The organism is Rhodovulum sp. HP10, from assembly GCF_047553435.1.
Taxonomy (GTDB): Bacteria; Pseudomonadota; Alphaproteobacteria; order Rhodobacterales; family Rhodobacteraceae; genus Rhodovulum.
Genome location: NZ_CP180201.1, coordinates 1535190 through 1555284 on the forward strand (window position 1 = coordinate 1535190; position 20095 = coordinate 1555284).

21 protein-coding genes and 1 other RNA gene are annotated in these 20095 nt (G+C 67.3%); 8 read left to right on the plus strand and 14 right to left on the minus strand.

Translation table 11 applies throughout. The features are described 5' to 3' along the window. Positions 1 to 97: 97 nt before the first annotated feature. From recR to ACK8CO_RS07060, 4 genes are read right to left on the minus strand one after another with little or no spacing between them, the layout of a single operon-like run. Positions 98 to 694, minus strand: a complete 597-nt coding sequence (recR, locus tag ACK8CO_RS07045; RefSeq protein WP_080615152.1) for a recombination mediator RecR — start codon at positions 692 to 694, stop codon at positions 98 to 100. Further along, entirely contained in the window at positions 691 to 1008 is a 318-nt protein-coding gene (locus tag ACK8CO_RS07050) for a hypothetical protein (RefSeq protein WP_414898660.1), read from the minus strand. The genes recR and ACK8CO_RS07050 overlap by 4 nt, the downstream gene beginning before the upstream one ends. A gap of 44 nt (positions 1009 to 1052) precedes the next feature. Further along, positions 1053 to 1397 carry a YbaB/EbfC family nucleoid-associated protein gene (locus ACK8CO_RS07055; RefSeq protein WP_080615151.1) on the minus strand — a complete coding sequence of 115 codons (345 nt, stop codon included), beginning with the start codon at positions 1395 to 1397 and terminating at the stop codon, positions 1053 to 1055. Positions 1398 to 1423: 26 nt separating this feature from the next. Further along, positions 1424 to 3184 carry a DNA polymerase III subunit gamma/tau gene (locus ACK8CO_RS07060; RefSeq protein WP_414898661.1) on the minus strand — a complete coding sequence of 587 codons (1761 nt, stop codon included), beginning with the start codon at positions 3182 to 3184 and terminating at the stop codon, positions 1424 to 1426. Between the two features lie 364 nt (positions 3185 to 3548). Between ACK8CO_RS07060 and ACK8CO_RS07065 the strand changes: the two genes are divergently transcribed. Beyond that, positions 3549 to 3977: a nuclear transport factor 2 family protein gene (locus ACK8CO_RS07065; protein WP_060833959.1), complete on the plus strand. Its 429-nt coding sequence runs from the start codon at positions 3549 to 3551 to the stop codon at positions 3975 to 3977. Positions 3978 to 4477: 500 nt separating this feature from the next. Here the strand turns inward: ACK8CO_RS07065 and ffs are convergent. Then, an RNA gene (gene ffs, locus ACK8CO_RS07070) (signal recognition particle sRNA small type) lies at positions 4478 to 4576 on the minus strand. Positions 4577 to 4649: 73 nt separating this feature from the next. Further along, complete coding sequence (locus tag ACK8CO_RS07075; protein ID WP_414898662.1) at positions 4650 to 5483, minus strand: prephenate dehydratase; 834 nt, start codon at positions 5481 to 5483, stop codon at positions 4650 to 4652. Positions 5484 to 5603: 120 nt separating this feature from the next. On the opposite strand from ACK8CO_RS07075, the gene ACK8CO_RS07080 reads away from it, so the two are divergent. Continuing rightward, entirely contained in the window at positions 5604 to 6110 is a 507-nt protein-coding gene (locus ACK8CO_RS07080) for a c-type cytochrome (protein ID WP_080615148.1), read from the plus strand. A 95-nt stretch (positions 6111 to 6205) separates the two neighbouring features. Here the strand turns inward: ACK8CO_RS07080 and ACK8CO_RS07085 are convergent, their stop codons facing one another. Next, positions 6206 to 6970 (minus strand): DUF1013 domain-containing protein, encoded by a 765-nt coding sequence (locus ACK8CO_RS07085; RefSeq protein ID WP_080615147.1) that lies wholly within the window; start codon positions 6968 to 6970, stop codon positions 6206 to 6208. A gap of 130 nt (positions 6971 to 7100) precedes the next feature. Between ACK8CO_RS07085 and ACK8CO_RS07090 the strand changes: the two genes are divergently transcribed. Beyond that, positions 7101 to 7766, plus strand: coding sequence for a ribonuclease T2 family protein (locus ACK8CO_RS07090; RefSeq protein WP_414898663.1), 666 nt, complete (start codon positions 7101 to 7103; stop codon positions 7764 to 7766). 110 nt (positions 7767 to 7876) lie between these two features. Here the strand turns inward: ACK8CO_RS07090 and ACK8CO_RS07095 are convergent, their stop codons facing one another. Both ACK8CO_RS07095 and ACK8CO_RS07100 read right to left on the minus strand, forming a co-directional pair. After that, positions 7877 to 8866, minus strand: a complete 990-nt coding sequence (locus ACK8CO_RS07095) for an NAD(P)H-quinone oxidoreductase (RefSeq protein WP_414898664.1) — start codon at positions 8864 to 8866, stop codon at positions 7877 to 7879. After that, complete coding sequence (locus ACK8CO_RS07100) at positions 8863 to 9582, minus strand: COQ9 family protein (protein WP_414898665.1); 720 nt, start codon at positions 9580 to 9582, stop codon at positions 8863 to 8865. The genes ACK8CO_RS07095 and ACK8CO_RS07100 overlap by 4 nt, the downstream gene beginning before the upstream one ends. A 109-nt stretch (positions 9583 to 9691) precedes the next feature. Here ACK8CO_RS07100 and rpsU point away from each other — a divergent pair, with 109 nt between their 5' ends. Next, positions 9692 to 9898 (plus strand): 30S ribosomal protein S21, encoded by a 207-nt coding sequence (rpsU, locus tag ACK8CO_RS07105; RefSeq protein WP_042458983.1) that lies wholly within the window; start codon positions 9692 to 9694, stop codon positions 9896 to 9898. Between the two features lie 115 nt (positions 9899 to 10013). Here rpsU and ACK8CO_RS07110 read toward each other — a convergent pair whose 3' ends face one another. Further along, the gene (locus ACK8CO_RS07110; RefSeq protein WP_080615143.1) at positions 10014 to 10478 is read right to left on the minus strand and encodes an SRPBCC family protein; all 465 of its coding nucleotides are present in this window, start codon (positions 10476 to 10478) and stop codon (positions 10014 to 10016) included. Positions 10479 to 10509: 31 nt separating this feature from the next. Further along, entirely contained in the window at positions 10510 to 11460 is a 951-nt protein-coding gene (gene nudC / locus ACK8CO_RS07115; protein ID WP_414898666.1) for an NAD(+) diphosphatase, read from the minus strand. Between the two features lie 245 nt (positions 11461 to 11705). Between nudC and ACK8CO_RS07120 the strand changes: the two genes are divergently transcribed. Then, positions 11706 to 13619, plus strand: a complete 1914-nt coding sequence (locus ACK8CO_RS07120; RefSeq protein ID WP_414898667.1) for a bifunctional 2',3'-cyclic-nucleotide 2'-phosphodiesterase/3'-nucleotidase — start codon at positions 11706 to 11708, stop codon at positions 13617 to 13619. Positions 13620 to 13934: 315 nt separating this feature from the next. On the opposite strand, the gene ACK8CO_RS07125 is transcribed toward ACK8CO_RS07120, so the two are convergent. Together ACK8CO_RS07125 and ACK8CO_RS07130 are read right to left on the minus strand one after the other, a co-directional pair. Then, entirely contained in the window at positions 13935 to 14591 is a 657-nt protein-coding gene (locus ACK8CO_RS07125) for a class II aldolase/adducin family protein (protein WP_414898668.1), read from the minus strand. A gap of 27 nt (positions 14592 to 14618) precedes the next feature. Next, the gene (locus ACK8CO_RS07130; protein ID WP_080615140.1) at positions 14619 to 15077 is read right to left on the minus strand and encodes an Lrp/AsnC family transcriptional regulator; all 459 of its coding nucleotides are present in this window, start codon (positions 15075 to 15077) and stop codon (positions 14619 to 14621) included. A gap of 131 nt (positions 15078 to 15208) precedes the next feature. Between ACK8CO_RS07130 and ald the strand changes: the two genes are divergently transcribed. Both ald and ACK8CO_RS07140 read left to right on the plus strand, forming a co-directional pair. Then, complete coding sequence (ald, locus tag ACK8CO_RS07135) at positions 15209 to 16327, plus strand: alanine dehydrogenase (RefSeq protein WP_080615139.1); 1119 nt, start codon at positions 15209 to 15211, stop codon at positions 16325 to 16327. Between the two features lie 802 nt (positions 16328 to 17129). Beyond that, positions 17130 to 18710: a gamma-glutamyltransferase family protein gene (locus ACK8CO_RS07140; RefSeq protein WP_414898669.1), complete on the plus strand. Its 1581-nt coding sequence runs from the start codon at positions 17130 to 17132 to the stop codon at positions 18708 to 18710. A gap of 32 nt (positions 18711 to 18742) precedes the next feature. On the opposite strand, the gene hspQ is transcribed toward ACK8CO_RS07140, so the two are convergent. Beyond that, entirely contained in the window at positions 18743 to 19069 is a 327-nt protein-coding gene (hspQ, locus tag ACK8CO_RS07145) for a heat shock protein HspQ (protein ID WP_080615137.1), read from the minus strand. 84 nt (positions 19070 to 19153) lie between these two features. Between hspQ and ACK8CO_RS07150 the strand changes: the two genes are divergently transcribed. Next, on the plus strand, positions 19154 to 20035 hold the full coding sequence (locus ACK8CO_RS07150) for an AEC family transporter (protein WP_414898670.1): 882 nt from the start codon (positions 19154 to 19156) through the stop codon (positions 20033 to 20035). Positions 20036 to 20095: the final 60 nt, after the last annotated feature.

Here is a 20095-nt window from a genome sequence, read left to right on the forward strand (position 1 = left end):
ACGGACGCAAGACCTTGCCCTAGCTAATGGCCCCGGCACCGCAGGTTCAAGTTGAGAATACGTGAGAGCGCTGCAATCAACCGGGGCGGGCCGAGGCTCAGAACCCGCGCCGGGCCTTCAGCGCCGCGCTGATCGTGCCATCGTCGAGATAGTCGAGCTCGCCCCCGATCGGCACGCCCTGCGCCAGCGAGCTGAGCCGGATCCCGGTCCCGGCCAGCTCGTCGGCGATGTAATGGGCCGTGGTCTGGCCGTCGACGGTGGCGTTGAGCGCCAGGATCACCTCCGAGATGCCCTCGCGCCCGACCCGTTCGACCAGCTCGGGAATGCGCAGATCGTCGGGCCCGACCGAGTCGAGCGCCGAGAGCGTGCCGCCCAGCACGTGATAGCGACCCCTGAAGGCCCCGCCCCGCTCCATCGCCCAGAGATCAGCCACATCCTCGACGACGCAGATCTCGCCATTGCCGCGAACCGGATCGGCGCAGATCTCGCAGGTATCGGCGGTGGTGATATTGCCGCAGACGGCGCATTCATGCACCGCCTCCCCGACCTTGCGCATGGCCTCGGCCAGCGGCAGCAAGAGGACTGCGCGCTTCTTGACCAGATGCAGCACCGCACGACGGGCCGACCGGGGCCCAAGCCCCGGCAGCCGCGCCATCAGCTCGATCAGCCTGTCGATCTCGTCCGGGCGACTCATTTCCAGGCCATCGGAAACAGATCGGAGTAACAACGCCAAAACAAATCTGGATCCTTCTTGTGCTGAGCTGCTGGCAAAATGTCTCCCCGAATACGCTTTGCGTCGCGGAAATGACCTGCAAGAAAGCAGTAGAACGCGACAAAAAGGAAGATGAGCCCTAGCCCAGCTATACTATTCACCACCTGCGCTGCAGGTCCGCTCGAGCTATGACCAACCCATCCAAAGAGAAGAGAGATCCCCAAGTACGCGCAAATCTGTTCCAGATATGCTTTGCGCGCCTCGGAGATCACCACTTCAGCAATCTCTCCACTCATAAGGAAGCTTGGAGGCATCCTCTGGGCCGTAGAGAAGCATTTAGTCAGACCGGCAGGCCCAGGCCCGGAGGCAGACCCATTTCCTCGGTCAGCTTGCGGGTCTCTTCTCTGGTCTTTTCCATCGCCTTTTCCTGGGCGTCCTTGATCGCCGCCAGGATCAGGTCCTCGACCACTTCCTTCTCGTCGGCATTGAAGATCGACGGATCGATCGACAGCGCGGTCAGCGTGCCCTTGGCGGTCGCCGTGGCCTTCACGAGGCCCGCGCCGCTTTCGCCCTCGACCATCGTGGTCGCCAGCGTTTCCTGAAGCTGGGCCATCTTGCCCTGCATCTCGCCCGCGGCCTTCATCATCTTGGCCATGTCGCCAAGACCGCCCAATCCCTTCAACATGCGTGTCTCCTTCGCCTGTTATGCGTTCAGTCGTCGTCCTCGAACGGGTCCCATTCCTCTTCGACCTCGGGCAGGGCCTCGGCCGCCGCCTCGGCCGCCAGGACCTCGGGCGGCTTTATGTCGATGATTTCGGCCCTGGGAAAGGCGGCAAAAACGGCGCGGACCAGAGGATGCTCGGCGGCCTCGGCGCGACGCGCGGCCTCGGCCGCGTTGCGGACCTCGTCGATGCTGGGCGCGCCGCCCCTGGCCACGACCGAAACCGCCCAGCGCGCGCCGGTCCAGCTCTGCAGCCGCTGCCCCAGCCGCTGCGCCAGATCGGACGGTGCAGAAGGCCCGGGTTCGAACTCGATCCGGCCGGGCGAATAGCTGACCAGCCGCACCCCCGCCTCGACCTCGACCAGAAGCACCATGTCGCGATTGGCGCGGATCAGATCGACCACCGCCTCGAAGCTCGGGTAATGCGCAAGCGTCTGCTCGGGCGCGCGGGCCAGTGCGGTGACGGCACCGCCGCCCGAGGGCGCGGCATGGACCGGGCCGCTCCGGACCTGACCCTGCATCCCGCCGCCGCCATTGTCACCGCCGCCCGAGGGCGCGGGGCCCGAGGGGGCCGGACCGGTGGGAGGGTTCTCCTGCAGCTTCCGGACCAGATCCTCGGGGCTTGGCAGGGTCGAGACATGGGTCAGCCGGATCACCGCCATTTCGGCCGCCATCATCGCGTTGGGCGCCATCGAGACCTCTTCCAGCGCCTTCAGCAGCATCTGCCACATCCGCGTCAGAACCCGCATCGACAGCCGCTCGGCCATGGTCCGGCCGCGGGCACGCTCATCGGGGCCGACGGTCGGATCGTCGGCCGCCTCGGGGGTGATCTTGATGACGCTGAGCCAGTGGCTGATCTCGGCCAGATCGCGCAGCACCGCCAGCGGATCGGCACCATCGGCATATTGCCCGGCCAGTTCGCCCAGCGCGCCGGCCGCATCGCCCGCCATGATCATGTCGAACAGATCGAGCACCCGTCCCCGGTCCGCGAGCCCCAGCATGGCGCGGACCTGATCGACCCCGGTCTCGCCCGCGCCGTGAGAGATCGCCTGATCGAGCAGGCTCATCGCGTCGCGGACCGAACCCTCGGCGGCGCGGGTGATCAGCCCCAGCGCCTCGTCGGTGATCGGCGCGTTCTCGAGCCCCGCGATCTTGCGCAGATGGCCGATCATCACCTCGGGCTCGATCCGGCGCAGGTCGAAGCGCTGGCAGCGCGACAGCACCGTCACCGGCACCTTGCGGATCTCGGTCGTGGCGAAGATGAACTTCACATGGGCGGGGGGTTCCTCGAGCGTCTTCAGCAGCGCGTTGAACGCGCTGGTCGACAGCATGTGAACCTCGTCGATGATGTAGATCTTGTAGCGCGCCGAGGCCGCCCGGTAGGCCACGCTGTCGATGATCTCGCGGATGTCGTTCACGCCGGTGCGCGAGGCCGCGTCCATCTCCATCACGTCGACATGGCGCCCCTCGGCGATGGCCCGGCAATGCTCGCATTCGCCGCAGGGCTCGGTGGTCGGGCCGCCCTGCCCGTCCGGGCCGATGCAGTTCATGCCCTTGGCGATGATCCGGGCCGTCGTCGTCTTGCCGGTGCCCCGGATGCCGGTCATGATGAAGGCCTGCGCGATCCGGTCGGCGGCAAAGGCGTTCTTGAGGGTGCGCACCATCGCATCCTGGCCGATCAGATCGGCGAATGTGGCGGGGCGGTATTTTCGCGCCAGCACCTGATAGGCGGTGCCCTCTGTCTCGGCCATGGATCCCCTCGAAGTCACGTATTCGCGCCACAGGGTAGGCTCTGGCCCCGGCCGCGTCCAGCGGATCACGGAGCCGACCCCGCTCAAGGGGCCGTTGGACGGCATCACATAGCTCTGCCCTTTTAGTCAGAAGCGTTGCCTCTGACCGGGCGACCTACGCCGAAGCGGCCATTCCCTGCGGCTGGCGCGAGCGTCGGCAGTGCGGGACGAAGCTGCCGTTCTCGCTGCAAATCGTCATGTCCGCTTCCGGTCGTTCGAGGGAAAGCAATCGGGAACAGGTTTTGGAGGAACAAAAGCTCTGGGAAAACTGATGACAGCGCGGCTCGTGCTTGTCTGTAGATCGGTCAACACATAGGTTGGTGTCATGAAAGAGATCGACTTGAGTGCGCGACGGCGCGAGATCATCCGTCAATACTTCCGCTACGTCGATACAGGCGACGGTCGTATCCTTGACCTTTACACTGACGATGTAGAGTTGCTGTTCCCCAAGTTTGGTCGAACACGCGGGAAGGACGCGATGCGCACCTTCGGTGCGCGAATGTCTGCAATGCTTGGTAGACTGGAGCATGACATCGAGGGCTTGGCCTTTGTAGAGGCCGGTAATACGATTGTCGTTGAGGGTCGGGAGTGGGGCGAAATGGCAGATGGAACGCCGTTTCCTGATGGCGAAATTTCACAGGGCCTGTTTTGCAACGTCTTCGAATTCGAGGGTGAGCTTATTAAGGCGGTTCGGGTTTACGTGGACCCTGATTTCACAAGCGCGGATCAATCAAGGATCAGTGCTTTGCGCTGATCCTTGAGTATCGCTCCCATTTTTCAAGCGTCTGCGGAAAAGGTCGTTGCGATTACGAATCGCCAGCCTGTCGCCAATCTGGTCCGCAAGCGGACCGGAAGCGCTGCCACCCATAGCAGACCTAGCTTCCTCGCGCAGCGTCAAACGGTAAGGGCTCGCTGCCGACCTTCGCCGCACGCTGCCTGAACGGCAGCTTCGGGCGCTGACGAGCGCCACGCGACCCGTGAGAGGCAAACCTTTCTGACGAGAGAGGTAATCTCGGCGCGGAGCCGAGCTTCCGCATTTCTGTTTTCAAACGATATTTCCCCCGCCTGAGAGGCAGGACTTTGTGCCTCCTGCCAGCTGTCGGCGTTCCTCCCGCTGCCCTCACCGATGGCGCAGGCGATGGGGCACGGCAAGATCCCCCGCAACAGCTTGTCCATCAGCTCAGGCGGGGCAGATACCACATCCGCCACTTGCGACGGAGATCCGAGCGGTACCCGAGATGCGAAGGGAAGAGAAGGTGAGAGGCTGGACAGCGGCCCGAACGGGGCTCGTTACGGCTGCTTCCTTCCGGACCTGACCGGGTTGGCGAGGCGCTCGCCCGCGCCAACCTCTCGGGGCTTTACATAGACGTCACGATGCGGATTCGCAAGCCCCGGGCCGCGGCGGGCCGCCGCAGGAAAGACAGGATCAGCTGCGTTTGCGGTCGGCCGGATAGACGCCCAGGATGTCGACATGCGAGGTGAAGTAGTCGAGCTCCTCGAGCGCGCGGGCGACATGAGGATCGTCGGGATGGCCCTCGATATCGGCATAGAACTGGGTGGCGGTGAAGGAGCCGTCGACCATGTAGCTTTCCAGCTTGGTCATGTTGACGCCATTGGTCGCGAAGCCCCCCATCGCCTTGTAAAGCGCGGCGGGAATGTTGCGCACCCGGAAGACGAAGGTGGTCATCATGCCCAGATCGCCCCGGCGGCTGCGGTCGGGCGCACGTGACATCAGCAGGAAGCGCGTGGTGTTCTTGTCGTGATCCTCGATATGGCGGGCCAGAACGTCGAGCCCGTAGATCTCGGCCGCCAGATCGCCCGCCAGCGCCGCGACCGTGGGATCGCCCGCCTCGGCCACCTGACGGGCCGAACCCGCGGTGTCGGCCGCGGTCACGCGGTGGATGTCATGCGCCTGCAGGAAGTCGCGGCACTGGCCCAGAAGCACGGTATGGCTCATCGCGCGGCGAATATCCGCCAGCGCCGCGCCCTGCACCGCCAGCAGGTTGATATGAACCCGCACGAAGGCCTCGCCGACGATATGCAGACCCGAATCCGGCAGCAGCTGGTGGATGTCGGCGACCCGCCCATAGGTCGAGTTCTCGACCGGCAGCATCGCCATTTCGGCCGCGCCGCTGCGCACCGCCTCGATCACGTCCTCGAAGGTGCGGCAGGGCAGCGCCTCCATGTCGGGACGGGCATCGTGGCAGGCCTGATGCGAATAGGCCCCAGGCTCACCCTGAAACGCGATACGACTGCTCATCGAGGACTTTCCCCTGGACCGGACGACTTAATGGTCATGCAATACCTTCGGGGAATACTGCTTGCCAAGACTGAGGGGAAGCACATAGGAACGTCCCCGGGAAAACATGGGAATATTCTAATGCTGAAGAAGGTGAGCTTCACGAAGCTTCTGGGCTCGGCCTCGGGGGCTCTCTTGGTGTTCGCGCTCGTCGATCGCGCGGGCGGACTTTATTTCTCGAATCCCGGGCTGGACAAGCCGGCCTATGTGGTGATCGAGGAAGAGCCCGCGACCCCGGCCGAACCGGAGCAGGAGCTGACCTTCGAAGAGCGGATGGCCCAGGCCGACGCGGCCGCGGGCAAGCGCGTCTTCAACCAGTGCAAGTCCTGCCACCGTGTCGAAGAGGGCGCGAATGCGGTCGGACCGTCGCTTTACGGCGTGGTCGGGCGTCCGGTCCATAGCGCCGAGGGCTTCTCTTATTCCGACGCCTTCGCCGGGCTCGAGGGCAGCTGGACGGCCGAGCGTATCGACGCCTTCATCACCTCGCCGCGCGATGTGGTTCCGGGCACCGCGATGACCTTTGCCGGGCTCAAGGATCCGCAGGACCGCGCCAATGTGATCGCCTATCTCGAATCCGTGGTCGAGTAGACCGTCCCCGGACGGCCCTGCCCCGGCAGGGCGCCAGAAATGCGAACGGGCGGCCCGCGATGCGGTGCCGCCCGTCTTCATTCGAGCGCTCCGGCTCAGCGGCGCGGATCGTCGTCGTCCTCGTCTTCCTCGTCGTCGCGGTCGGGCAGGTTGAAGAAGCTGTCGGCATCCGGCACCGAGCGGTCCTCTTCCTCGTCCGGATCCGGACGCGTCAGCGAGAAGGTCTCGAGCCCGGAAATCGCGGTCGGCAGCCGCGGCTCGGTGCCCATCTCCAGCGACTGCTCGGTCGAGACCAGCTTGCGGCGCTCGTCATCGGTCATCAGATCGCCCTCGGCGGCCCGTTTGCGGGCGGCTTTCTGCACCGCCGAGTCAAGCTCGGACTGCTTGCAGAGGCCCAGCGCCACCGGATCGATCGGCTGGATGTTCGAGATGTTCCAGTGGGTGCGCTCGCGGATCGACTGGATCGTCGGCTTGGTGGTGCCGACCAGCTTGGCGATCTGGCCATCGCTGAGCTCGGGGTGGAACTTCACCAGCCACAGGATCGAGGCCGGACGGTCCTGCCGCTTGGACAGCGGCGTATAGCGCGGGCCGCGACGCTTTTCCTCGCCGACCGCAGCCGGGTTGAACTTGAGCCGCAGCTTGTAAAGCGGGTCCTTCTCGGCCTTGTCGATTTCGGACTGGTCGAGCTGATTATTCGCGACCGGGTCGAAGCCGCGCACGCCGCCCGCCACGTCGCCATCGGCGATGCCTTGCACTTCAAGCTCGTGCAAGCCGCAGAAATCGGCAATCTGCCGGAAGCTCAGCGTCGTGTTGTCGACCAGCCAGACAGCAGTGGCCTTGGCCATGATCGGTTTGTTCATCGGCCTTCTCCTCTCGTGCGACGATAGCGCTCCCCGGGCCGGGAAACGGCTGCGCCGGATTGGCGCGGTTCCTCGTTTTCGGGGAAGTTTGAGCGTATATAGTGGCCGACGCGCCCGGAGAAAAGAGAAAATGCGCTGTCTGGCCATACTGCTCCTGTCTGCGACCCTGGCCCGCGCCGAGGAGGACGTGGCCGGGCGTTTCGATTATTACCTGCTGTCGCTGAGCTGGGCACCAAGCTGGTGCGCGGCCGGGGAAGCCACCGGGGAAGCCTCTGGGGAAGCTTCCCAGAGCGCATCGCGGCAAAGCCCGCATTGCGCGCCGGGCGGCGGCGCGGGCTGGGTTCTGCACGGGCTCTGGCCGCAATACGAACGCGGCTGGCCAAGCCATTGCCGCAGCACAGAGGCCGATCCGTCGCGCCGCCAGATCGCGCGCCTGGCCCGGCTGACCGGCAGCTCCCGCGCCGCCTGGCATCAATGGAAAAAGCACGGGCGCTGCTCGGGTCTCTCGGCGGGCGACTATGTCGCTGCGGCAGGCCGGGCCAATGCCGCCGTGTCGCGTCCTGTGGCCTTTGGCAGGCTGACCGCCCCGGTCAGGCTTCCGGCCGGGGTGGTGGAAGAGGCCTTCCTGCAGGCCAATCCGGGCCTTCTGCCCGACATGCTGACCGTGACCTGCAAGGCCGGACGCATCCAGGAGGTCCGGATCTGCCTGACCAAAGAGCTGAAACCCCGGCTTTGCGCCCCGGACACGGTCGAGGATTGCGACCTGCGCGACGCGCTGATGCCGCCGCCGCGCTGATGCGCGCGCAGCCGGGGAAACGGCCCTGAAACGCGGCATGACAAGGTCTTTCCCATGGCGGCACGCCCGGGCCTTGCGGGTCCGGGGCGCAGCGGCCCGGGCCTCAGCCCTCAGGCGATCTTCAGGACGATCTTGCCGATATGCGCGCTCTGCTCCATCCGGGCATGGGCAAGCGCGGCCTCGGTCAGGTCGAATTCGCTGTCCATCACCGGGGCGACGCGGCCAGAGGCCAGAAGCGGCCAGACCTTTTCGCGCAGCTCGGCGGCGATCCGAGCCTTGGCAAGATCCGATTGCGGGCGCAGGGTCGATCCGGTGATGGTCAGCCGCCGCATCATCACATGGGCGAAGTTGAGCGTGACCTTGGGCCCCAGCAAAAAGGCGATCTGCACCAGACGGCCCTCATCGGCCAGCGCCCGTACATTGCGCGGCAGATAGTCGCCCCCGACCATGTCGAGAATCAGATCGGCCCCACCCTCGGATTTCAGCACCTCGACGAAATCCTCGGCCCGGTAGTCGATCGCCCGTTCCGCGCCCAGCGCGCGGCAGGCCGCGCATTTCGCCGGGTTACCGGCGGTGGCGAAGACCCGCGCCCCGAAGACAGCGGCAAGCTGGATCGCGGTGGTGCCGATCCCGGACGAGCCGCCATGGACGAGAAACCGCTCGCCCGCCCTCAGCCCACCGCGCATGAAGACATTCGACCAGACGGTGAAGAAGGTCTCGGGCAGGCAGGCGGCCTGTTTCAGCCCCATCCCCTCGGGCACCGGCAGCGCATGGGCCGCGGGCGTCGCGACATAATCGGCATAGCCCCCGCCCGGCAGCAGCGCGCAGACCTTGTCGCCGGGTGCAAGCCCCGTCACCCCCTCGCCCAGCGCCACGACCTCGCCCGCCCCTTCCAGACCGGGCAGATCCGAAGCCTGCGGCGGCGGCGCATAGGAGCCCGCGCGTTGCAGCGCGTCGGGCCGGTTGACCCCGGCATAGGCCAGCCGGATCAGCACCTCGCCCGGCTGCGGCACCGGCACCGGGCGCTCGGTCGGGCGCAGCACCTCGGGGCCGCCGGGCTCGGCGATCTCGACCGCCCGCATCACGGGGGGCAGCATCATGTGCGCCCCGTCACGCGCGCACCCAGCGCGCCGGGAAGCCCGCCCTTGCGCTTCGGCACCTGTGGCGGGCGGATCTGGCGGGCAAGCCAGTTCGGCCCCAGCAGGAAGGGCTTGAGAAGGGGCGACTTGTTGACCTGCGCCTTTACCTTCTCGACCTGCATCACATCGCCGATGCGGCGGTCGAGGAAGGCGCTTGTCTCGGCATGATCGGGGCTTTCATCGCCCAGCCAGTACAGCACGGTCGCGCCATAGACCGCCGCCAGCGAGGCACGCTTGGTGTACCAGTTGACATCCTCCGAGCTGTCGCCGAGCGCCGTCCAGATCCGGTCGGCGGTGCCCCAGACGAGGCGCGAGCCCTCGGCGGCATGAAGCGGCAGCGCAAAGAGCGTGGCGCCCCGGCGCACCGCTTCCTTGTCCTCGGCCGCGTCCAGCCGGCAGCGCACCGCCAGTGCCACCCGGTCGCGGAAGCGCATCGCCGACAGATCGGTTTCGGTCAGGCGGCGCACCATCTCATCGTCGCCGCGCAGATGATAGGCCACCGCCAGATCGACCGCGCCGCGCGGGCAGGCAGCCCGTGCCAGGGCCGGATCGACGCCGGACTCGGCGACCGCGGCGCGGAAGGCAGCCTCGCTCCAGCCATCGAACGGAACGTGGATCAGCGCGGCATCCAGAAGCTCCTGGGTGATGGTGTCCATGCCTCGGGGCGTGTCGGTCATGCTGGGCCTCCTTTCGACGGCCCCTCTATAGACAAGTTCGCCCGCTTTTGCTATACGGACCCTTCCTGCAGAATTCGGAAACTCTAGCAAGAAAGGTGGTGACAACCACATGCAGGTCAGCGTTCGCGACAACAATGTCGACCAGGCGCTTCGGGCTCTGAAGAAGAAACTTCAGCGCGAAGGCGTGTTCCGCGAAATGAAGCTCAAGCAACATTTCGAGAAACCGTCCGAGAAGAAGGCGCGCGAGAAGGCGGAAGCCGTCCGCCGTGCGCGCAAACTGGCGCGGAAGAAGGCCCAGCGCGAAGGTCTTCTCTAAGACCGTCGACAATGGCGAACCGGGGTTTCGGCCCCAGTGCGACGACCCCCGAGGCCCTGCCCGGGGGTTTGTTGTTTCCGGCGGGCCGCTCAGCCCGCAGCCTCAAGTCACCCCCTCAACCCGCCGCCTCGGCCTCGATCCGGCGGGCGAGCCGGGCCAGCCCTGCCTCCATCTCCTCGGCCAGTTTGCCGCGGGCAAGTTTCAGCGTCTGCATCAGCACCCGCCCGCCCAGCGTCCTCGGCCCGAGATCGATGGCGACGCTCAGCCGGGTCAGCCCCTCGGCCAGGGCCGCAAGCTCGACGATCCCCTCGGCGCCAAGCCCGCTCGAGGCCGCACCGAGACGCAGCGCGCTGGGCGGCGCGTAATCGGTCAGCTCGGCCTCGATCTCGCGATGCGCACCATGAAAGTGAAGCCGGATCGTCCAGGCAAGGCCCGGCCCCGGCCCCTCGGGCGCGCCCTCATGGCGGGCAACATCGCCGCCGCGGGTCTCGATGGCCCGCTCGAAGCGGGCGAAATCCGTCAGGCGGGCAAACACCTGCTCGATCGGTGCCGAAATGTCTTCCTGGCAGCTCAATATCATCTGCGGGCGCCCCCTTCGCGCGCTCTTTGGCTCAGTCCAGCCGGTCGGCCAGCCACATCCGGATCAGGAAACCGGCAATCGCCCCCGGCCGGGGCGGCAGCATGTCGGTCCGTTCGCCCGCCAGCACCGCCAGCATCTCCTCGCGGCTGACCCAGCGGGCGTCGTCGATCTCGGCCGGATCGGGCGTGATCCGGTCGGTCTCGGCCTCGGCCCAGCAGCCCAGCATCAGCGAGGCGGGAAACGGCCAGGGCTGGCTTGCAAGATACCCCACCTGCCCGATCCTGACACCGGTTTCCTCCGCCACTTCGCGTCGCACCGCCGCCTCGACCGTCTCGCCCGGTTCGACAAAGCCAGCCAGCAGCGAGAACATGCCCTCGGGCCAGCCCGGCGACCGCCCCAGCAAGACCCTGTTGCCGCGCCGGACCAGCATGATGACCACCGGATCGGTGCGCGGGAAATGCGGCGCGCCGCAGCCCGGGCAATGCCGCTGCCAGCCCGCCTCGGCCGGCCGGCTCGGCTGACCGCAGCGCGCGCAGAAACCATGCCCGCGATGCCAGTCGAACAGGCCCTTGGCGGTGGCGGCCAGTTCGGCCTCAACCGGCGCAAGCGCCGTCATCCCGCCCCGCAGCTCGCGGAAGCTCAGATCCTCGGGAAGCTCGGGATGGCGCTGTTCGGACGGGTCGCGAAACAGCCCCAGCGTTTCGGGCATCTCGGCAGGCACCCAGTCCGACAGGTCGAGCGCGAATCTCGCGCTCCCACCGGACAGCCCCAGAAAGACAGCCTCCGCGCGCCGCGCGTCCAGAAGCGGATGCGCCGAAGGCACCCAGCCCAACCCCTCCGGGCCGAACAGCGGCTTGTCGCGCCAGAGCGGCAGAACCTGCGCCCCGGACCAGGCCCCGGCAAGCCAGGCGTCATCGCCGCGCCGATGGGCGGCACGGTCAAGCCCGCCCCCTCCGAATGTCACCTGTTCGGCAAGACGCATTCATGCTCCTTCATTCCGGTCGGACAAGAGCGGGATAGCCGCGCGAAAACCGGGCGCGTTGCAACCGCATTGCGTGAATTCTGTGTCCCCACGCCTCCGGTATCCCTATAGTGGCTCTGGCCGGTGATGGTTGCATTCCATCCCCGTGTCAAAGCCATATCCCGGCCGGCCGCAGAGGCGGCCATTCCGGCGTCGCGTCGCATCCCCGCGCCCGCTGACCGGCCGGCCTATCTGCAGGGGCCTCCTTGATCGCGCCGCACACCTTCTCTGTTCCTCCCGCCGCCGATCGCGTGCATCTGCGGCTGCTGGAGACGTCCGACCTGCATGTGCATGTCTTTCCCTATGACTACTATACGGACCGGCCCGTCGACACGGCCGGTCTGGCGCGTACCGCGACGCTGATTGGCGCGCTGCGCCGCGACGCCCCCAATGCGCTTCTGTTCGACAATGGCGATTTCCTGCAAGGCAATCCGATGGGCGATTACATCGCCCATGAGCGCGGCCTGCGGCCGGGCGAGCTGCATCCCGTGATCGCGGCCATGAACACGATCGGCTACGATGCCGCGACGCTTGGCAATCACGATTTCAATTACGGGCTCGAGTTTCTCCTGAACGCCATCGCCGAGGCGCAATTCCCGGTGGTCTCGGCCAATCTGCTGCCTGGCCCGCTGGCCCCGCCCGGGCTGACCCGCCTGCCGCGTCATGCCCTGCTCGAGCGAAGCGTGACCGATGGCGCGGGCCGCAGGCACCGGCTTCGGATCGGCGTGATCGGATTTCTGCCGCCGCAGATCGCGATCTGGGACCGCAGGCATCTGGAAGGCCGGGCCGAGGGCGGCGACATCGTCTCTGCCGCGCGCGAGCTGGTGCCGCGGATGCGGCGCGACGGGGCCGATCTGGTGGTGGCGCTGGCCCATTCGGGCATCGGCGAGCCAACGCATGTCGCCCGTCAGGAAAATGCCTGTCTGCCGCTGGCCCGCATCGAGGGCATCGACGCGATCCTGAGCGGGCATCAGCATCAGGCCCTTCCCGGCCCGGATTTCGCGGGCATCGCCGGTGTCGACAGCGAGACCGGATCGATTCACGGCAAGCCCGCCGTGATGCCCGGCTTCTGGGGCTCGCATCTCGGCGTGATCGACCTTCTTCTCGAACATGCAGCCGGGGGCTGGCGCGTGGCCGAGCATCGCAGCGCGCTTCATCCCATCGCCAGCCGCCGGACCGACCGCGGCGCCGGGCCCGCCGCCCCCCGGGTACCCAGCGACCCGGCCGTGCTGGCCGCCGCCGCGCGCGCCCATGCCGAAACCCTGGCCTATACCCGCCGTCCGGTCGGCCGGACCGAGATCCCCCTGCACAGCTATTTCGCGCTGGTGGCCGAGGATGCCTCGGTCAAGATCGTCGCCGATGCCCAGCGCTGGTATGTCGCCAAGAAGCTGAAGGGCACCCGTCATGAGGGTCTACCGCTTCTGTCGGCGGCGGCGCCCTTCAAGGCCGGCGGCCATGGCGGCCCCGATTACTACACCGATGTCCCCGCGGGCGATATCGCGATCCGCAATGTCGCCGATCTCTACCTCTATCCCAACATGGTCCGCGCCCTGCGGGTGAGCGGGGCGCACTTGCGCGGCTGGCTCGAGCGCTCTGCCGGGATCTTCAACCGCATCCAGCCCGGCTCTGCCGACCAGCTTCTGCTCGACCCCGACTTTCCCTGCTACAATTTCGACGTGATCGACGGGCTGGAATACCGGATCGATCTCAGCCAGCCGCCGCGATACGGCCCGCATGGCCGTTTGCTGAACCCGCGCGCATCGCGCATCGCCGGACTTACCTGGAACGGCAGCAGGGTCACGGACGGTATGGAATTCGTGATTGCCACCAACAGCTTCCGCGCCGGCGGCGGAGGCGGGTTTCCGGGCACCGGCCCCGGGACCGTCATCCTCGAGGCGCCCGACACCAATCGCGACGTGATCGTGCGCTATATCGCCGAGCGGGGCAGCGTGGCGCCGCGGACGGTTCCCACCTGGCGCTTTGCCGACATGCCCGGCACCAGCGTGCTGTTCGATACCGGCCCCGCCGCGCGCCGCCATCTCGGCACGCTAGACCGGCTTGCGCTGAGCCCGGCGGGCACAAGCCCCGACGGTTTCGCCCGGTTCCGGATCAGCCTGTGACAGCGCAACGCCCACGACCTGCGGCGATTGCAGAGGATCGGGCGCGCGCGATCACCGCCGCCCGCCGTTCCGGGCAGGCCACCTGCATGCCCTGCCGGCCCGTCCCCATGCGCAAAAGTCCCAACGGCATTGGGCGCGCCCGCAACCGGCCGTCCGGAGCCCCCTTGTCGGGGTCCTGCCCGTCGGCTCTTGCACGGGAGAGCACTTGCGGCAGGGACGCGCAACCGCCGCAACAGATCTTCGGCACGATGACGGAGAGCCGGTGCGGGCAGTCGACGCTTTTCCGCTCGGGCGGCCACGCCTGCCTCCGGGAGATCACGCCTCTTTCGGTTCGCCCTGACCATAGCCGCCCGAGAATTGCGCAATCGCCTCGGCCAGTTCGGTCTCGCTCAGCACCGGCGGGGGGGCGATCGTGAGCGCGCCGTGATATTGCCGGGCCAGGGCCTCGACCTCCACGGCCAGCCACATCGCCTTGTCGAGATCGGCCTCGGCCGCGATCATGCCGTGATGCGCCATCAGACAGGCCTTGCGCCCCTCGAGCGCCTCCAGCACCAGATCGGACAGCGCCTGGGTCCCGAAGGTCGCATAAGGCGCGCAGCGAATGTCGCCACCGCCCGCCGCCGCCACCATGTAATGCACCGCCGGGATTGGCTTGTGCAGAATGGCCAGCATCGTGCAATAGGGCGCATGGGCATGCACCACCGCATTCAGATCGGTGCGGCTGCGCAGGATATCGAGATGGAAGCGCCATTCCGAGGAGGGCCTGCGCGTGCCATGGGCGGTGCCGTCCATCTCCAGGAAGACGATGTCATCGGACCCCAGCACGTCATAGGGGATCGAGCTCGGCGTGATCAGCAGTCCCGACCCGTGGCGGACACTGATATTGCCCGACGTCCCCTGGTTCAGCCCGACCGTATTCATCCGGCGGCAGGCCGCGACGATCGCCGCGCGCTTGTCCTTCTCGTCGTTCATCCCGCTCTCCTGCTTTCTGCCCCTGCCCTATAGCGGCAGCGCGGTGGTCTTGAACACCGTCCGCAGCGCAAAGGAGGATTGCATCCGCGCCACGCCGGGCAGCCGGGTCAGGTAGCGCCGGTGGATGCGGGCGAAATCCTCGCTGTCCTCGGCAGCAACCTTCAGCAGGTAATCCGCATTCCCCGCCATCAGGTGGCATTCCAGCACATCGGGCACCCGCGCCACCGCCTTCTCGAAGGCGGCCAGCGTCTCGTCGGCCTGCCCAGACAGCGTGATCTCGACAAAGACGGTGGTCCGGCGGCCCATCTTTCGGGCATCGAGCAGCGCGACATAGTCGCGGATGAAGCCGCCCTCCTCCAGCCGCTGCACCCGGCGGTGACAGGCCGAGGCCGAAAGGTTCACCCGCTCGCTCAGCTCGGCATTCGAAATCCGGCCCTGCTTCTGCAGGACCCGCAGCAATCGAAGATCGGTCTCGTCCAGCGCCATCTCTTGCATGATCCTTCGACGATCTGGCAGGATAATGCGCGGATCTTGCATCAAGAGCAGGGGCACTGCACGCAAAACCGATGCGATCCGGTCCGACCTGCGGCATTCTGCCCCGAGGAGAAGGAGACCTTATGCATATCGGATGCCCCAGAGAGATCAAACCCCAGGAATTCCGCGTCGGCCTGACGCCCGATGCCGCCCGCGAAGCCAGGGCGCATGGCCATGCCGTTCTGGTCGAGACCGGTGCCGGGCTCGGCGCGGGCTTCGAGGATGCCGATTACATCGCGGCCGGCGCCGAGATCGCGGCGACCGCCGAAGAGGTCTTCACGCGCGCCGAACTGGTGGTGAAGGTCAAGGAGCCGCTTGCCGAGGAACGCCGGCACCTGCGCGAGGGACAGGTCCTGTTCACCTATCTGCATCTCGCGCCCGACCCCGCCCAGACCCGCGATCTGCTCGCCAGCGGCGTCACCGCCATCGCCTATGAGACAGTGACCGACGACCGCGGCGGGCTGCCCCTGCTGGCGCCGATGTCCGAGGTCGCGGGACGGCTCGCGCCGCAGATGGGGGCCTGGGCGCTGCAGAAGGCCAATGGCGGGCGCGGCGTGCTGATGGGCGGCGTGCCCGGCATCGGTCCGGCCGAGGTGCTGGTCATCGGCGGCGGCGTGGTCGGCACCCATGCGGCGCGGATTGCGGCCGGGATGGGCGCCCATGTCACCGTGCTCGACAAGTCGCTGCCCCGGCTGCGCCAGCTCGACGAGATCTTCGGCGGCCGGGTGACGACCCGGCATTCATCGGCAGCCACGCTGGCCGCGCTTCTGGACCGGGCCGACATGGTCGTGGGCGCAGTGCTGATCCCCGGGGCGACGGCGCCCAGGCTGGTAAGCCGGACCGATCTGGCGCGGATGAAGCCCGGCGCGGTGCTGGTCGATGTGGCAATCGATCAGGGCGGCTGCTTCGAGACCTCGCGCCCGACCACCCATGACGATCCGGTTTTCGAGGTCGACGGCATCCAGCATTACTGCGTGGCCAACATGCCCGGCGCGGTGCCGCGCAGCGCGACGCTGGCGCTGGGCAATGCAACCATGCCGTTTCTGCTGGCTCTGGCCGACAAGGGATGGCGCGAGGCCTGCACCGACGATGCCCATCTGCTGGCCGGGCTCAGCGTCCATGCCGGGCATCTGACCTGTTATGCGGTCGGAAAGGCACAGGGCATCGACGTGCTGTCGCCGCATCTGGCGCTGAAAGCCTGATCCCCCACGCGCAGTCGGGCGCGCCCCGCAGGCGCACCGGCCCCCATGGCATCGTTTGCGCGAATGGACTGTGTGTGGGGGGCGGTCATTCCCCCGAACAGAGGTCTTCGGCGACCTCTGTGACCGGTCTGCTCGGTCGGTAGCGATGGAAGACGGCGGGGCGGAGCAGGCGTTCCGCCCGCCGCTCGATGCCCCGCACCCCTGCCGCCGGAACGCCCGGCCCGGCCATGGCGGCGCGTTGCCCCCCCCGATCCGGGCCATTGCGCCGATCACAGGCGTCGCCTGCGTCCATCGCCCCGATCTCCCGCTTGGGCGGGACCCTGACCGGGCCGCTCCGGCAGCATCGGCGCGGTGCTGGCTCGGCCGGTGCCGGACCCGGCCGCGACAGCCCGGACAGAGGCATGGCGGCTCTTGTCGCGGCAGAGCAGGCTGACCTCCGGCGCCGCCGGGCCGCCGTTGCCGAGCAGGCCTGCCGCCCGGCGGCGGCTCCCGGACCGTCCCGGGATCGAGCCCGGGTCGCGCGCGGCCTCAGGCCGGAATTGCGAAACGACCGGGGCGCGATCCTGCATGTGGCACCCGCCCGGTGCCCCCGGCCTTCCCGCCATCCCGCGGAATTTGCGACCTCCCGTCAGCCCTCATGGCCCGCGGAAGCCCGTCACCGGGCCAGAAGCCCCTCAGTCCGGAGACCATCCTGCCGCGTGCCTCCGGCCGGTCGGGCGCTTCCGGCATGGCACACTTTCAGCATTGGCATGGCGGGCGGCAGCTTCTACCCTGCGGGTCGGTATCGGTTCGGGAGGGGTTCATGCGCGATTTCCAGTTGCCGGGGCGTTCGGCGGTATTTGCAACGAACGGGATGTGCGCGACCTCCCATCCGCTGGCGGCCAAGGTCGCGGTGCAGATGCTCGAGGCAGGCGGCAATGCCGTCGATGCGGCCATCGCGGGCGCGGTCCTGCTGGGGATCTGCGAGCCGCAGATGACCGGTATCGGCGGCGATTGTTTCGTGCTGGTCAAACCCGCAGACGAGGACCGCATCATCGCGCTGAACGGCTCGGGCCGGGCGCCGGCAGGGCTGGAGGCCGCCCGGCTTCGCGACCGGGGCCTTGGCGCCATGCCGACCGACAGCGCCGATGCGGTGACGGTGCCGGGCGCCGTCGATGCCTTCTGCCGGTTGTCGAAGGACTGGGGCCGGATCGGGCTCAAGGCCAGCCTCGCCCCCGCCATCCATTATGCCGAAACCGGCGTGCCGGTCGCGCCCCGCACTGCCTTCGACTGGGCCCGCGCCGCCGACCACCTGACGGGCGCCGCCCGCGATTTCTACCTGCTGGGCGGCCAGGCGCCCCGGCCGGGGCAGATCTTCCGGGCGCCGAAACAGGCAGAGGTGCTGCGCCGGATCGCGATGGACGGCCGCAAGGGCTTTTACGAGGGCGAGGTGGCCGAGGACATGGTGGCCTCGCTGTCCGCGCTGGGCGGCTGCCATACGCTGGAGGATTTCGCCGCCACCGCCTGCGATTACGGCAGCCCGGTCAGTGGCAGCTACAAGGGCGTCGAACTGGTCGAGCATCCGCCGAACGGCCAGGGCGCGACCGCGATCCTGATGGCGAACATCCTGGCGAATTTCGATCTGCCCGCGATGGACCCTCTCGGCGCCGAGCGCGCCCATATCGAGGCCGAGGCGGCAAAACTTGCCTATGACGCGCGGAACCGCTTTGTCGCCGATGCCGCCCATATGAGCCGGCTCGATCACATGCTGGCCCCCGACACGGCGGCCAAGCTCGCCGCGCTGATCGACCCCGACCGGGCGATGGCGAGCCCGGCGCAGCTCTCGGAATCGGTCCACAAGGAAACCATCTACATCACCGTGGTCGACCGCGACCGGATGGCGGTGTCGCTGATCTATTCGATCTTCCACAGCTTCGGCTCGGGCCTCGCCTCGACGAAATTCGGCATCAATTTCCAGAACCGGGGCGCGGGCTTCAGCCTGACCGAAGGCCATCCGAACGAGGCCGGAGGCGGCAAGCGGCCGATGCATACGATCATCCCGGCGATGCTGAAGAAGGACGGCAAGCTGATAATGCCCTTCGGGGTGATGGGCGGGGCCTATCAGCCCAACGGCCATGCAAGGGTGCTGACCAATATCGTCGATTACGGCATGCATCCGCAGCAGGCGCTGGACGCGCCCCGCAGCTTTGCCGATCAGGGCGAGCTGCTGGTCGAGCGCGGCTATGCCGACGCGGTCCGCGCCGCGCTGGCCTCCAGGGGCCATGCCGTGGCGATGCCGCCCTCGGCCATCGGCGGGGCGCAAGCGATCCTGATCGACGACGAAACCGGCGTGCTGCAGGGCGCCTCCGACCCGCGCAAGGACGGCTGCGCGCTGGGATACTGATCAGATGAGACAGGCGTGCCAGGCGGCGACGGTCAGTTCAGCTGGAATTGCAGCGGATACTGCCCGTCCTCGAATTCGCCGAACAGGTCCGAGAGGTCGGGATGATCGACCGGCTCGCCGGTCTCGTCAGCCACGAGGTTCTGCTCCGAGACATAGGCCACGTAATAGCTGTGATCGTTCTCGGCCAGCAGGTGATAGAAGGGCTGGTCCTTCGCGGGACGACCTTCCTCGGGAATCGCGGCATACCAGTCCTCGGTATTCGAGAACATCGCATCCACGTCAAAGACCACGCCACGAAACGGATGCTTCCGGTGACGGACCACTTGACCCAGATGATATTTCGCGTGCGCTTTAAGCATGCCGTTGGAACCCCCGACTGTGCACCATAATCCCGCCGATACGCCCTTGTCCATGCGGCACCGCGCTACCCGGGGAAACAGTCCGTGAACCTTTTACTTACAGTGCTCGAGATTGTCGCCCCGGTTTTTCTACTGGCATCAGTGGGTTTCCTATGGGTCCGGTTCGGAAACGAGTACCGTGTCCAGTTCGTGACTCAACTCACGATGACCCTGTCGGTTCCCTGCCTGATCTTCACCGCGCTGATGAAGACCGAGATCGAGCCGCAGGCCCTGACCGCGATGTCGCTGGCCGCAGCCGCCGCCTATGGTGCGGTGACGATCCTCTGTCTCGCCGTCGTGCGGCTTGCCCGGCTTGACCGGCGGACCTATCTCGCGCCGGTCATCTTCGGCAATACCGGCAATATCGGCCTGCCGCTTGCGCTGTTCGCCTTCGGCGAGCGCGGCTTCGACTATGCGGTCGTCGTCTTCGCGGTGATGGCGATCTATTCCTTCACCTTCGGGGTCTGGCTGGTTGCGGGCGGCGGCTCGCCGCTGAAGGCGCTGAAAGAGCCGCTGGTCTGGGCCACCGCGCTGGGCGGACTGTTCCTGTGGCAGGGCTGGCAGACCCCGGCCTTCCTGACCAATGCGCTGAGCCTGATCGGACAGATCGCGGTGCCGCTGATGCTGATCACCATGGGCGTGGCCATTGCCCGGCTGCATCCGGGGCACCTGCCCCGCGCGGTCTGGCTGAGCCTCGTCAAGCTTGCGATCTGCCTCGGCGTCGCGGCCGGGATCGGGCTGTGGTTCGGGCTCGACCGCGTGGCTCTGGCCGTGCTGGTGCTGCAGATCTCGACCCCGGTAGCGGTCACCTCCTATCTTCTGGCCGAGAAATACGGCGCCGATGCCGATGCGGTGGCCGGGCTGGTCGTGGCCTCGACACTGCTCTCGGTGCTCGCGCTGCCGCTGACGCTGGCGGTTCTGCTCTGAGCCCGCCCGGCTGCGCGAGGCTCCGCTTAGGCGTTTTACGCCCCGTGGAATTACTCTATG